The organism is Providencia sp. PROV188 (assembly GCF_027595165.1).
Classification (GTDB): Bacteria; Pseudomonadota; Gammaproteobacteria; order Enterobacterales; family Enterobacteriaceae; genus Providencia; species Providencia lanzhouensis.
Genome location: NZ_CP097291.1, coordinates 1,283,255 through 1,298,220 on the forward strand (window position 1 = coordinate 1,283,255; position 14,966 = coordinate 1,298,220).

Sequence of the window (14,966 nt, forward strand, 5' to 3'; positions counted from 1 at the left end):
TTGCATTTTTAATTTCTTTATTTTTATTATCTTCATTTCCCTTTAAATCATTAATAGATGACCGCAATGAGATTTGAATCTCATTTTTATGTAATGAAAACTTTTATCATTGCAGTCCGTGAGTAGTTAATCACGAAATAAAACTATTATAAGGATCGAACATGAAGAAAATCACACTAACGCTAAGTGCAATTGTATTAGCGCTGAGTTTTACGGCAACATCTCAAGCCAAAATTCCAATGCCAGAAACAGTCAGTACTGGAGTGACAGTTGCGGAATTAGCGGCACAACAACCGGTTCATTGGGTCTCTGTTGAGCAAATTAAACAGAGTTTAGAAGGTAAAGCACCAATGGCGGTGGGTTTTGATATTGATGACACCGTTTTATTCTCAAGCCCAGGTTTTTACCGTGGAAAACTTGAATTCTCCCCAAATGATTTTAGCTACCTGAAAAACCCTCAATTCTGGGAAAAAATGAATAATGAGTGGGATAAATTCAGTATGCCAAAACAAGTGGGCATCGATTTAGTTAAAATGCACTTAGAACGCGGTGATAAAGTTTACTTTATTACAGGTCGTACACAGACTAAAACTGAAACTGTGACTCAATATGTGCAAGAAGGCTTAAGAATTCCTGCAGATAAAATGAATTCAGTCATTTTCGCTGGTGATGAACCCGGTAAAAATAATAAAGTAAGCTGGATGCGTGACCATAAATTAACTATCTATTATGGTGATGCTGATGCGGATATTGCTGCGGCTCATGAGTTAGATATTCGTGGGATTCGTATTCTCCGAGCTTCAAACTCCTCTTACCAACCGTTGCCAAAAGCAGGTCGCTTTGGTGAGGAAGTTGTTATCAATTCCGAATATTAATATTCGATAAAAAGTTAGTTAAAGGTGATTATTCGCCTTTAACTAACAAAATAGTGTTTATTTATTGATGACATATTCCAGCGATTTAATATAACTTATATTAAATTAATTCTATTGAGAGAATAAAAGACGTCAATATTTGATATGTTATATCGTTTAGTTTTGGTGGAAAATGCAAACAATTCTATTTCTCATGCTGTTTTTATAAATAGTGCTCATTTTAGATAGCCTACCTCAATAACTTTTTTCATCAATAAAGACAAAATTAGTCAATTCCTATAACATTCTTCTCAGAGTTAAATATAATCAAATAGTGTCACTATAATAAAAAAATAATGTTATCCATGTAGTAACTTTAAGGTGGATGTATGGCAAAGAGAAGAGTGAAAGCTCTGCAGATCTCAGTATTATGTGGGCTGATGGCGATGCAGTTCCCTGCATTTTCCGCAGCAGAAAATACGCAGCAAAACAGTATGGAAATTCAACAACCTCAATCAGTTGTTGCTGAAGAGGTGAGTAAAGTCACGGCAAAAGAGAGCTTGGAAAAGCTTAACGCATCTTTGCCTGTAGAAACAAAATTGGTGTTTGCGGACCAGTTGGCAAAAATTTATGCAGACAGGCAAATGCAATTGTTATGGCAAGATGAAACGGCAATTAGCCAGTTTCAACAGCAATTAGCGGAGCTTGCCTTAGCGGGTTTCCAACCTCAATTTAGCGAATGGTTAGTTTCATTGGAAAATAGCCAGCTGAGCGAAATGGGGCGTGATGCTATTTTATCCGACGCTATGTTGGGGTATTTACAATATCTTTCTTCTGTTGAGTCAACGGGACAATATTGGTTATACACCAGCCGTCCTTATAAAATTATCGCACCAACTGCAGCACAAATGAAACCGTGGTTAGAGGCTGAATCTGAACATCGCCTGGGTGAGTGGGTGAAGGCTCAAGCACCGAAACACGCGATGTATCAGCCGATGCGCAAAGAGATGCTAAAACAGCTCGCATTGCCGGAAGATACGTTAGAAATTACAAGTACAAAGGCATTAAAACCGGGTCAAGCCAGTGATGATGTCATTACGCTCCGTGAGATTTTAGTGCGAGATGGATTATTGGAAGCCTCTGCGGTTGGTGAAGCCGTTGATGCATCCGCACCGCCAGAAGAGATCAATAAAGTCACCGCCAATGCCCGTGTGTATAGTGATGACTTAGTGGATGCAGTGAAAAAATTTCAGCTTCAATATGGTTTAGAAGCTGACGGTGTGATTGGTAAAGGCACGCGTGTTTGGCTCAATATGCAGCCAAAACAAAAAGCGGGGCTGATGGCACTGAATATTCAGCGTTTACGGATTGTGCCGGAAAGTAGTGGTACAGGAATCTTGGTGAATATTCCTGCGTACACATTGGATTTTTATCTGAATAACGACATCATTTTGGATTCGAAAGTGATTGTTGGGCGTGCAGATCGTAAAACGCCAATTATGAGCAGCGCACTGAATAATGTGGTGATTAACCCACCTTGGAGTGTGCCAACCAGTTTGGCGCGCAAGGATATTGCGCCGAAAGGTAAAATGGATCCAAGCTACTTTAGCCGCAAAGGCTATACGGTTTATTCAGGTTGGGGGCAAGATGCTTATGAAATCGACCCTTATACAATCGACTGGGAAAATATTACTCCAGCGAATTTCCCTTATCGCATTCGTCAAGCACCAGGCTCAAGTAACTCTTTAGGGCGTTATAAGTTTAATATGCCAAGCTCAGATGCGATTTATTTGCATGATACACCGAACCATAGTTTGTTTAATAAAAATGCCAGAGCAATTAGTTCAGGCTGTGTTCGTGTAAATAAGGCTAGTGAGCTAGCGACGATATTATTAGGTGACGCAGGTTGGGCTCAGACTCGCATTGATGGGGCATTAAAAGAAGGTTCAACACGTTATGTGAATATTCCTGACCGTATTCCTGTGTACCTTTACTATCAAACTGCGTGGGTTGATAAAGATGACCAACCGCAATACCGGGCTGATATTTATCAATATGATGGCAGTATTGGTAATGCAGAAAAATATCTGCCTGCAATCAAAGTAATTTTAAAATAGTGACTATTACTCGAGGGGCTTAGGCTCCTCGATGCTATTTCCTGCATTAATTCCTAAATCTTCCTAACAATTCCGTTTTAATATATTTATATATTGAATGCATTGTGTTTACATATCATACGCAGTAAGGAATTAAAGTCGTCTTAATCGGCATGTTATAAGTGATTTCACTCACCTTTTTGCATAAAAGTGATGGATTTTCCTTAATTTACGCAATTCTTTACATAATTATACATTAAAGCTAAATATCCTTTGCTAGACTGATGAAGTTGAAATGTATATTTACTGAATAATTAACACCTGAGTTATCACCTATGGATATGATTGATCAAAACCGCAGAAAGTGGTTGGGAATTGGTGCTGCCGCAATCGGTCTGGGACTATTACCTAATCATGTACTTGCTGCAATGAGTACACCTCGCCCAAGAATTTTACGTTTTCAAAACTTAAATACAGGTGAGTTTTTAAAGACCGAATTTTTCGATGGTCGCCGTTATAATAAATCTGAATTAGCTCGCTTAAATCACCTTTTCCGTGATTATCGCTGCGATAAAGTGAAAACCATTGATCCTAAATTATTTGACCAAATTTATTTACTGCAAATGATGATGGGAACCAATAAGCCAGTTCAGCTGATTTCAGGTTACCGTTCATTAGAAACGAATAATGCATTGCGTCGTAAGAGCTCTGGTGTGGCTAAACAAAGCTACCATACCCGTGGGCAAGCGATGGATTTCCATATTGAAGGCTTGCAGCTAAGTAACATCCGTAAAGCGGCATTAAAAATGAGTGCTGGCGGTGTGGGCTATTATCCGAAAAGCAATTTCATTCATATCGATACAGGTCCAGTGAGAACATGGTAATCTGTGCATAGGTGACACAGATTATGGAGTGATTGTTCGATGAAATATACTATTATCCCAGTAACCCCGTTTATGCAAAACTGTCAGGTTATCTGGGATGAAACCTCAATGAATGCAGTGATTGTTGATCCTGGTGGTGAGGCTGAAAAGCTGATTGCCGCCATTGAAAGCCGCGGATTAACATTAACAAAAATCTTACTTACCCACGGTCATTCTGACCATATTGGCGCCTCAGCCCCCCTTGCAAAACATTTCGGTGTACCGATTTATGGTCCGCAGAAAGAGGATGCTTTCTGGATTGAAAATCTCGCTGAGCAAAATGCGATGTTTTATATTGGTGATTGCCCTGATTTCACACCAGATCATTGGTTAGAAGAGGGGGATAGCATCACGTGTGGAAATATTCAATTTGATGTGCTGCATTGCCCTGGCCATACACCCGGTCACATTGTTTTTGTGAACCATGCTGACAAACTCATCTCCATGGGCGATGTGTTATTTAAAGGTGGTGTCGGGCGCAGTGATTTCCCGCGTGGTAACCATCAAGACCTTATCGCATCGATTAAAAATAAATTGCTACCTCTTGGTGATGATTATCACTTTATTCCAGGGCATGGTCCTATGTCCACATTAGGGTATGAGCGTATTTCTAATCCTTTCTTACAAGATGAATTACCGGTTTGGTAATGATGTTTGAATAAAAACCTCCTATAAAAGCCTCTTAATTGGGGCTTTTTTGTATAAAAATTTAAAACTCATTTATAAAAAAATAAACTATATCCTAATTATATTTCTTCGGTTTTATTCTGTTAATTATCTTTGGTATTTTTTAATAAATAGGTAATCAGTTGCTTATTTATTAATTTAAAGAATATATTGATTTTAACAATGAGGTATAAATGCCAAAGCCAAATATTGAGTTGAGATTTTCACAAGAAACGTTATTAATTAATTTAAAAGAGTTTGATAACAAAGGGAAAATCGCGAATTTTTTCAGAGGCGAAAAATCGCAAAGTAGGTTGAGTCACTTAAAAAAAATGGTGACATGGGATGGTGTGGATTATTCCATGTCAGATGGCTACTGTTATGGGTTTTCAAATGAGTTCTTATCTTATAGTTCAATAGGCCAAGGGAACGATTATCTTAATAAGTTAAATGAATTAATAAATATTATCGATGATAAAACAGAATATAAAAATGCTTATGATAAAGTCAGAGCTAAATCATTAAAAATGCACGCAAGTGTACTATTCAATGAGTATTTAAAAGATGTGATATATACTCATAGAATCGAAACTGATTCATCCGTTATTCATGCAAATTTATCGTATCGGTATGTTACGCCAATTGAAGGGAAGTCTTTTCTGGAATATATGAGTCATTCGATTGATGAAGGTATCGAATCATATAAAAAATATCGTGAAAAAAATAAAAATAAGCAACAGTATGCAGATAATCTTAAAGAGCTTCAAAAAATAAAATTACATCAATTTTACGATGCGTTGGAAATCGAATTTAGCCAGATTGAGAAACGTAATAATCCATTGGCCCAAGACCCTTGGTTCAAGCAGTTTCATGAACGATTTTCTAGCCGGAAAAATGAAATAGCGAAAAACTTTGATATTAACGATGCGAATTTTTCTCAAGAGATGATCTTAAAGAGTCTTGATTTTGATAACTATAAAATTCAAAAAGAAAACAATAGGAAAAACGGAGTTTCATTAGATTTAGATAATCATAATTATAACGGTAGGGAGAGCTATCGTAGCGAAATTAACCTCAGTGAATTTATTCATAAAATTTCTAGCCATACGAATAAAAGTCAAGAAATATTATTGTTTGAATTTAAGGCTGTAAATCATTCCATGGCATTGGTAGTAAATTACAACCAGAAAACGCAATCATGGGATTACAATTTCTTTGATCCTAATTATGGTATTTTTAAATACTATGACGAAGCAAGCTTCAAGGCATTTATTATCGACTTTGTTGATAAACAGGCAGATTATTACGGTTTTTTAAGAAAGGAAAACGGTGATTTTGGTATCGGTTACTCATCATTTTATAAAAATGAATTTCAAAGAGCACCTTTAAAAAATCTTAATATTGAGAATATTAAGCTGACAGAAAGCTTGCTTTTAGCTGAAGGGAAAGAAACTGTTTATCTCGATAACAATAAAAAAAATAAGTTGATATATCAAGAATTTTTCTTAGAGAATGAATTTGTTAAAATTAAAGCGGATTTAAATGGGAAAAAATATTTTATCTTCACTGATATACTCGATGTGGCAGAATTGAAAACACGAATAAATGATAATCTGGAAACGTTATCTAAAATATCAGGTGATATCGTTATTTCTCAAAACGAAAGCAAAGTGTATTCCGTTAGCAGTAACTTTGATGTGATTAAATTAAAAAATGTAGTAACTTCCGCACCAAGTCTTCATGCCAGTAGTCATAATTACGCGAATATCAACTTAAAACTTGAACCATTATCAACGCCGGAAAAAAATAAAAATATCGGGATACCCATTGAGCACCAAAAAGCTTTTTCACTAGTAGCAGATAGAGAGAATATTATTATTGGTTTTCGTCCGGTAGATGAGAAATCGAGTTCATTGATGCAATCCGGTCACTATAGTAGTAAAGGGCTGGCGATAAAAGGAAAGAGTGCAGATTGGGGACCTCACTCAGGATTTATACCTGTCGAACAGAGATTTGCTAAATCATCAGGACGGGCAGAAAGCAAAAAATATAATAGTTATGTCCAAGATTCGCTGGCGGAAGGCAAGGGTGTTTCGGTGATATTGGAAATAACATCTGAGCGTATTAACGAACTCCAACAATATAAAACCATTTCATCACCAACGACTATAAATAAAAATGGCGATATTCAGGTTACTTCTGTTCTTGATGGAAGTGAATTCCATTTTATATTGAAAAAATTAACTCGAGATGGAGTGGATACTTGGCAAGTATATTATCAAGATAATGGTGAAATTAAACCACTTTATGTTGTTGGTGACCCTAAAACGGGGAAAGCCATGACCGCAGATTATGATTTATTCAGTATTATTTTCCCAATTTCAGAGCTGGAACACTATGTCAAAGTGAGTGAAATGCCAACTTGGGCAGAATGGAAAGCCAGTGTGAATTATGATGAGCTAACTCCACGTCAGAAAGCGTTATATACCAATGAAGCGGAATATAATAAGTATGAAGGTAGGGACAATGGCATCACTAATAACAGAATTAAAGAGATCAAAAATAAGCTAAACAAGGAGCTTGGCCGCACAGATGGTATGGAGTTAATTCACCATGGTGCGGATGATGCAAACCCGGCAAGTGTCATGAAAGAAAACTTTCCGATTACGTTTTTCCCACCTAAAAAATTAAAGATACGAAATGCCTTAACAGGTTTCTTCGAAGCGATATCCATCTATTTTCCGATGAACGCCTTTGGCGCCATTATTATTTATAATGTAAAAGAACTATCAAATTTTCAGCAGCTACTAATCAACCAAGGTTATCGTGTTCCATTAAATAAAAAATGGAGTATAGGGGATCTTAAGCAATATTTTGATCCCCAAAAAAAAATATCAAGCAGCTTTATTGAAGGGCGTGCTGAGTTGGCGCGGAAAAAAAGCTTAGCCAATCAATTCGAGCTTAATGTGGATGTTGCGGCAATTCACCAACAGCGTCAGCACTACGATAATGAAATGGAGCGACAACTCGGCAAACCCGTCGCTCAATTAGATACAGGATTTGATGATATTTATCTTCAGCATATGACGCAGAATCATTCTGAGTTCCTCGCCGGGGAGCGATCTCCGACAACCTACTCAATTGATCAGTGGCAGGATCCTATGTCGCGATATCAAGAGGCTAAAAAACAAAATACGGAAATGATCAGTTCCGTAAAGCCGACGAAGTATGATTACAATGTGATTATTCAGCTTGGAGGGGATGATATCTCTGCATGGTCGACGGCGTACGCATTTTCTAAACACCCCGATGATTCAATGGTGGTGCAATTTGATATACAAACCAAGCAATACAAAGTGTTGCAAGGGGATGTCGAACGGCTAAAAACAGGAAAAGTACGTTGGATCACGGTGGGACACGGTAAATATTACGGCCAGCATCAGCCGACAACGTATGTAGGGAAATCTGCGCAGCAGTATGTTGATGGCCTGCGGTATTTAAAGCGCCAAATATCAAATACTCATAATCCCGATAAATTGGTGATGCTAGGATGTAATTTAAGTCGTGGAGGCGTTAATGAAAACTTTGCGATGAAAGCTGTCAGCCTATTTGCCGAACATAATATGCATATGCCAGTAACGGCTTATAATCGGAATATTAATAATGATTATCTAGGAACAAAATTTATTGCGCCAACGGGTGATCTTAATGAATCCACGAGTACCGATGGCTATAAGTTTGTTTATCAATATCACCCTGAAACACAGCAAATTCGTGTCAATCGGCAATCGAGCACACTGTTTTTTATCAATGAAGTGCGCCGTGGCGAATTATCCATAAGCCAATTAAACGACTATACCGAACCTGACCATTTCTCTGCATTTAGGGATCCTGATACGCGAAATTTAGATCTCAATCTCTTGAAGAAAGTGATTTATAACCCTGAAGCTTACCGATTATTTGTCGGCGAGTTAAAAAAAATGGGTGGGGAATTACCCGATAATTTCTATCGTGATTTTACGAAAAAATTAAATCAAGAAGGAATGACGTCTATCCCATTATGGAAAATGGTTGATAAAACACGTATACAAAAACTATCCAGCCCGACATCGACTGTCACAGACTCAAATTTAACGGTCATTATCCGCCTTACTGGTGATGGAAATGGTCGCCAACTTGCAGAAAGTTGGGCAGCGAAAAATCCATATAATACGCTGATTTTTCAAATGGATGCAGAGGCGAAAAAATGGACTATTGAATACGGTGAGGCTTCGATTGCCTCATTAGTAGAGAGCCAAAAAAAGGTGGATTGGCTGCTGATAGGTGATGGTGAAACCTTACGTACATCAAATATAAACTTGGTTTCAGGACTAGTTGCGGTTAAACAAAAATACCCATTCGCGGCACCAGACCATATTCTATATCACTCCATGAGTAAGGGGATGATCACCGAGGCTGCGGAACATCGCAGCTTTACTTCTGAGCTTGAAGCGACGTTAAAACAGCATGGGTTCGAGACTAAGGTGTTGTCGAAATTTACTCATGAGCGAGGAGCGTCATCCACAACAAAAGGGCAACAAATTCAAGCGTTGTTTGAAAAAGTAGCACTAGGAGAACAGGATCTCAACGCGATCCGTTTGACAGACCATCCTTATTTAGCAGACGATTTTACGAATGAGCACGGGAATTTTGACCAACGAAAATTCAAAATTGCACTTCACGACCCGTTCGTCAATGCAGAATATAACCAATCGCTGAACAAAGATAAAACTCAGCTACGTTCATGGTTATCGGAGAGTACTGAGCCGGACCTGCAATTGTCTCACCCGCGACAAGCAATAAAAATGCAAAGGTTGCTGTTAGCCATTAAAAATGATTTGTCGGTATTAAATAATCTGAGTGACCACTCAATTGAGTTACTTAAATCTCTATTTCCTGCAGGTGATGGGATTGATAAAGGAAAAATATTAGATTTGGTTACTGACCATAATAAATTTATGCTTTTTAGTGATAAATTAGAGGGGCTTAGCCAGATTAGTGATAATCATTTTGATGGGGAAAACGCGTCCCTGAAAGGGCTTTCATTTTCAGAGGCATTAGATGCTTATGAAAATAGCCAAACTCAACGTTTGAAACAATATAATCAGTTATTGAATTATCAAAACCAGATGGAGGCGGGATATCATAGCGGTTTAATTAATCATGGAATAATTCGCTCAGATAAGCCGGCTCAATCTATCGACCAAACTTTAGGTGCTGTATATGCCATTGAATATCATCTGACAGACAGTTATGCCGCGAGAAATTTCTTAGAGCAAAAAGCACAACTTGAATGGGCTAAACAACAAGGTATTTTAACGGACTCTGGTGAGGTATTGCTGGATAAAATACAGCAATATGAGCAGGATATAAATACGCGAGTTAAAAATAGTGGGGTCACGATTGCTGATCAATCAATCTCAACACTATTTTTCACTAAGGCTGACTCGGTAAATGGGATTGTATTCTTGAAAGGGAAAATGACCAGCTATACCGTTATTTACGTGAAACGCAATGGTGTTTATGAATTTAGTTTATTTGACCCTCAAGGCATCCAATTTACCAGTGAAAATGCCTCTCTTCAGACAGCAAAGCATCAATTTAAACAACATTTAAAAAACTATTTTAATCAAACGATAGAACTTGCTGATGGACAATCTATTTCTCGGGGAGCTTCGGCAGGATTTCAGTTAACTAGCGATGGCGATTTTAGAGCCGATCTTCAATTTATCAATCTTGAAGATAGTGAATTGAAAGAGGCGCTATCTGAACCGTTAAATCAGCGAACATTAATTATGGAACAGGCGGAGTTTAATTCGACCCAAAATCGTTGGGTTGAATTAAATGGAGAAAAAATAGCCTTTTCTAAATTACAGCATCTCGGCGCGACAATAGATGGAAAGCCTATTTCTCATGGAGATATGGCATTACCTAATCTGCATAAGAATATACGCTTTTCACCTGAAAAATTGGCGATGTATTTTACGTTAATGGACGGGAATAAAGATGATATTGCGTTTATAAAGATATTTTATGAACAATTAAGTTCAGGGGATATTTATCAATTGGTGAAACGTGATGCAAACTTTAATGAGTCTGGACTGCTTAAAAAACAATTTAAATATTTAGCAAATGATGTAGATATTCAACAAGAGGCTATTTCATCATCTACATTAAAAAAACTTCGGCAGGTAGGTATGCAATTACCGTTATTTCACCGGATTGCTAATCGCTTTGGGCAAAGCATGGGGGGGGCCGGGGCTATCCAGAGCCTCATAGGGGCTTATTCAATTTTAAATAGATTGGATAATCCAGATATCACTGCTGAACAAGCTAAAGAGTTAGAGAAGCAGCTGTATTTACTTTGTGGCTCTGCTTTTTTTAATTATGGCGACATGATAATACAGCCATTAATGTTAAATGTTGCTTCAAATAAAGGTACGACTTCTTTAGTTAGGGCAAGGGTCGCGGCAGGTGTTGTCGTTATTTTCAATTTAGTTGGGATGGGTATCGATGCTTATCAAGCCTACGATAATCTTTCTAAGTTAGATAGTGTAACTGATCCTAAGCAGCGCCAAGATTTAATTGTTAATGCGTCATTTTCGATTGTTAGTGCGGTGGTGAATGGTGTCACGGTTATTGCTGTACTCGTAGGCGCTTCCACTGTCCCTGTGGCGGGATTAGTCGTTGGGGGGTTCTTACTTGTTGGTGGCTGGATCTATAACGGTGTTCGTGCTGTCGAAAATATTAAAGCAGTGATTGATATTGATTGGGATCGTGAATTAGAAGAAGGGATTCGTGGGGCGTTAGGACTAGAGCCCACGTTACGTAGCCAACAAGAAATGAGTACCCAGTTATATATCAATGCATTTAAAGAACAAGAGTGGCAAATGGATCTTGCACAGTTTAGAAACGGTATTTTACAAGCCGGTTTTGATCATCATTTGACGGTTATAGAGAAACCCACTTATGAAAATGAACCCCGATATTATTTAGTTGACGACTACGGTAATCATTTTTATGGGACTCTAGCAAATGAATATCATGGTATGCACACTTGGGGATTACGTTATACACAAAAAGGTGCACCATCGTTCACTGCGGAGGAAGTCGATTTTATTTTGGCAAATCAGGTAATAAGAGATACTACATGGTATCGAAATTTAAGAAAATTTTATGCTAATCACGGATGGAATCTGAGGAAAAATTTTAGCCCGCGTAAAAAAGCTAAAGAGGTTATAGACCAAAAGCGTACAGGGAGTGTGCCAACCCACGAACGCTATTATTTAAATTCCGCCTACAATAATCCACTACTTGATGAATTTCAAACTCGTCATCGTATATCAAGTGGTGACGTTACATTATCGTTAAAAGATCAATTAGATAAATCGAACCCTGAGCAGTTGAGCTTCTATTCAAAAAAAAGGGAGTTTGGTGTATTAGGGCAGCAGATATTGCAAGAAAATGAGCGACTAGAAAGTGAGCATTTAGTTAATAATAAAAAAGGTATTAGCCTTTATCTTAAGAACCCGCATAGCCGAGGAACGAGTTGGAATACAGGGAATGGCAATGACTTGCTTATCGGCCATCAAGAACAAAAAAATGCCTTCCAAGTTCTTTCTGGGGAGAAATATTTTGCGGGGGGAAATAAAGACGACCTGTTTTATATTCGGGACAGTAGTTTAACGTCACTTCGTTCCCGTGATGATAATAAACCAACAAAGTACCTAGATGGTCAGCAAGGACAAGACACTGTCGTGGTCGATGGCTTACCTGAAGGTTACGATGTCCATGCCAATTTAGCGTTAAATAGTTTGCACTATAAACATCAGTTTACACATCAATTTATTTCGGTTGCCCATTTACAAAGTATCGAGAATATCCTCATCAAAGGAAATAGCAATGACCGGTTACGTGGCAATGATATGGCTAATATTCTTGATGGTGGATTGGGTAAAGATTTACTTATTGGGGAAGGTGGTAACGATAAACTGATTTTAACCCAAGGAACGGCAGTGGGCGGTCAGGGCGATGATAGTTACCATATCCGACGTTTTGATTGGACGACGGATGTGGATAATCTTTATCTGACGAACCGTTATTGGGATAGGAAACTAAAAGCAGTCAAAACAAAAACGACGCTTAACCCAATCTACCAACATAACCATCAACAGTATCACGTAAAAGTGGTTATTGATGAGTCCAGCCAATCTCAAAGCATTGTTAGCCTAGCGTATTCACTGAATGAAATAAAACAGGTCTATCTTCAAGATAATAACTTGTATCTCGTCATTTCGCTGCCTAGCTCCAAGGTGGATGATTTTACTTACAGCAATGTTGAGAGTTCGGTAACGATTGTCTTGAATAACGTGACTACGGTGAGCCAAGGTCAACAAAAAGCCAACCATACTTATCGGTTACATACGAAAGATGGTTTTGTGATGACCAGCCAGATCAAAGTGTTAGATGAAGGGATGCCGACTCAATTCTTCAATATTAGCTATATTCAAGAAAATGACCAACTCACAAGTTCGGATGGTAAATCAGTCAAAATTGATGAAACGTTAAACGCCATTACCATCAACCAAAATCGCCATCATATAGCTCCAAGTTGGGGATGGTTTACGCCAGTTGGGCGAGCGGAGAATTTGGTGTATCAGGGGGATGATAAGAACAATCTATTATCACTGATTAGTTCTGGAAGTTACATTCATGCCAGCCGCGGAATAGATACCTATCAAATCGTACATGCGGAAGATGAGCGTTCGACAATCACCTTTGATTTTGCATCGGTTAATGGGCAATTTACGGCAGATGATAAAGTCATCTTACTTCTGCCTACCGATAATGGTTATGCATTGTCAATGGAGGGGTTAACGCTATATAGCAAGGATAAATTCGGTCAGCGGCAATTAGCGATTAATTTCGTCAATGTTGATGACAAATTGACCGATGTTATTTTGATTCAGGATAGAAACAGCAATATGTTTTCATTAGATTTGCAGACTCAGAGCCTTATGCCACTGAAACCTGTTTCTAAGAGTAGTGACAGTGCCGATGAAATTATTTTACCAGTAGGCTATCTGTCTGAGCGGCATATCATTGATGGGAAAGATGGCGATGACATTATTATCAATAGAAGCCTAGCCAGTTACATACTGATAGGTGGTGAAGGGGATGACAATATCAAAGCTATTGATGGTAATAATGTGTTATATGGTGGCGCCGGAGACAATTTTTTGAGTGGTGGTGAAGGCGATGACTTATTGTTGTCAAGTCAAGGAAATGACACCTTAATGGGGGAGGCGGGGAATGACCACTATGTTATTGATGGAAACCATTCTGGTACTGTTTATTTAGAAGACAATCTCGGTGATAACCACATCCATCTAATTAACTTTAAACCACAAGTGATTAAGGATGCCTCAGGGGAAATACAGTATCACCTTTATGTTTCTCAAGCGGGAAAAATCGTCAAAATCAAACCGCCAACCGATGGCAGCAACGCTAGTGTTACTGTGCATCACTATGAGCAATTAGATGCGGAATATTTCTCTTCGGCAAAAAATGGAATGACACCATTAGTAGACTACTTATCCGCTCAACAGGATTTAGCTAAACAGTCTGGTCGATTAGCAACCTGGAAGCCAGTGAGTGAATTAGCTGAAACATTAAAGGGAATGGCTAAACCATTGAAACAAACCACAGGAAATGATGCCATCTTAATAAAAACACCTAGCGAACACTTTTTGATAGATACGTTAGATGGCGATGATGAAATTGTTGATGAATCCTCCCAAGGGCGCGTGATCAAGGGTGGGAATGGGAATGATAAACTGATTTGCTTTGATGGTGAGAACGTTCTGTATGGTGGGGAAGGTGATGATACTTTACTGGCAAAAGGTATGGGGCGAGATGTTCTGATTTCGTTAACTGGCAATGACAAGCTTTCCGGCGAGAAAGGCGATGATCTCTACATTGTGAGTGGTCATGGGCAAGGAAATGTGGCCATTCATGATTTTGAAGGGCGTAATCAAGTGGCTCTGATTGACTTTAAGATAGATGCTATCCGTTATCAGGAAGTATCTCCTACTATTGTGGAGACAACCTATCAGTCATACAGCGGAAGAACGGTCACGCTACGCCATAATAATCACCAAGGCTCGATGGCTAATGTGACGCAGGTGAGCCACATAAACAATCATCAGAAACTCTCACAACAGAATGTGGATTTAAAGATTGATCGTTTGGTTCAACTGCTTGCAGAGCAGCGGATTGAGCATGAAAGCAATTTGGAAAATCAATCTAAAAAGAATTCGCCAGTGCCTCATTGGGGCGCGGTGTCGACAACGGAGTATTTTCTTAACGTTCTGTAATTCCTATTGATG

5 protein-coding genes are annotated in these 14,966 nt (G+C 38.4%); all 5 read left to right on the forward strand.

The genetic code is table 11. The features are described from left to right. Nucleotides 1–161 precede the first annotated feature (161 nt). Nucleotides 162–875: an acid phosphatase AphA gene (gene aphA / locus M5X66_RS05695; RefSeq protein WP_036951738.1), complete on the forward strand. Its 714-nt coding sequence runs from the start codon at nt 162–164 to the stop codon at nt 873–875. Nucleotides 876–1,243: 368 nt separating this feature from the next. Beyond that, complete coding sequence (gene ldtD, locus M5X66_RS05700) at nt 1,244–2,971, forward strand: L,D-transpeptidase (protein WP_036951735.1); 1,728 nt, start codon at nt 1,244–1,246, stop codon at nt 2,969–2,971. A gap of 314 nt (nt 2,972–3,285) precedes the next feature. Beyond that, on the forward strand, nt 3,286–3,834 hold the full coding sequence (locus M5X66_RS05705) for a YcbK family protein (protein ID WP_036951733.1): 549 nt from the start codon (nt 3,286–3,288) through the stop codon (nt 3,832–3,834). Nucleotides 3,835–3,873: 39 nt separating this feature from the next. Beyond that, nucleotides 3,874–4,521 carry an MBL fold metallo-hydrolase gene (locus M5X66_RS05710; RefSeq protein ID WP_036951731.1) on the forward strand — a complete coding sequence of 216 codons (648 nt, stop codon included), beginning with the start codon at nt 3,874–3,876 and terminating at the stop codon, nt 4,519–4,521. 212 nt (nt 4,522–4,733) lie between these two features. Then, nucleotides 4,734–14,954 (forward strand): anthrax toxin-like adenylyl cyclase domain-containing protein, encoded by a 10,221-nt coding sequence (locus tag M5X66_RS05715; RefSeq protein WP_270103929.1) that lies wholly within the window; start codon nt 4,734–4,736, stop codon nt 14,952–14,954. The last annotated feature ends 12 nt before the right edge of the window (nt 14,955–14,966 follow it).

What these genes read in the sequence shown, in the direction of transcription:
- aphA (WP_036951738.1), top strand. Translation starts at nt 162, where the DNA reads ATGAAGAAAATCACACTAACGCTAAGTGCAATTGTATTAGCGCTGAGT.
- ldtD (WP_036951735.1), top strand. Translation starts at nt 1,244, where the DNA reads ATGGCAAAGAGAAGAGTGAAAGCTCTGCAGATCTCAGTATTATGTGGG.
- M5X66_RS05705 (WP_036951733.1), top strand. Translation starts at nt 3,286, where the DNA reads ATGGATATGATTGATCAAAACCGCAGAAAGTGGTTGGGAATTGGTGCT.
- M5X66_RS05710 (WP_036951731.1), top strand. Translation starts at nt 3,874, where the DNA reads ATGAAATATACTATTATCCCAGTAACCCCGTTTATGCAAAACTGTCAG.
- M5X66_RS05715 (WP_270103929.1), top strand. Translation starts at nt 4,734, where the DNA reads ATGCCAAAGCCAAATATTGAGTTGAGATTTTCACAAGAAACGTTATTA.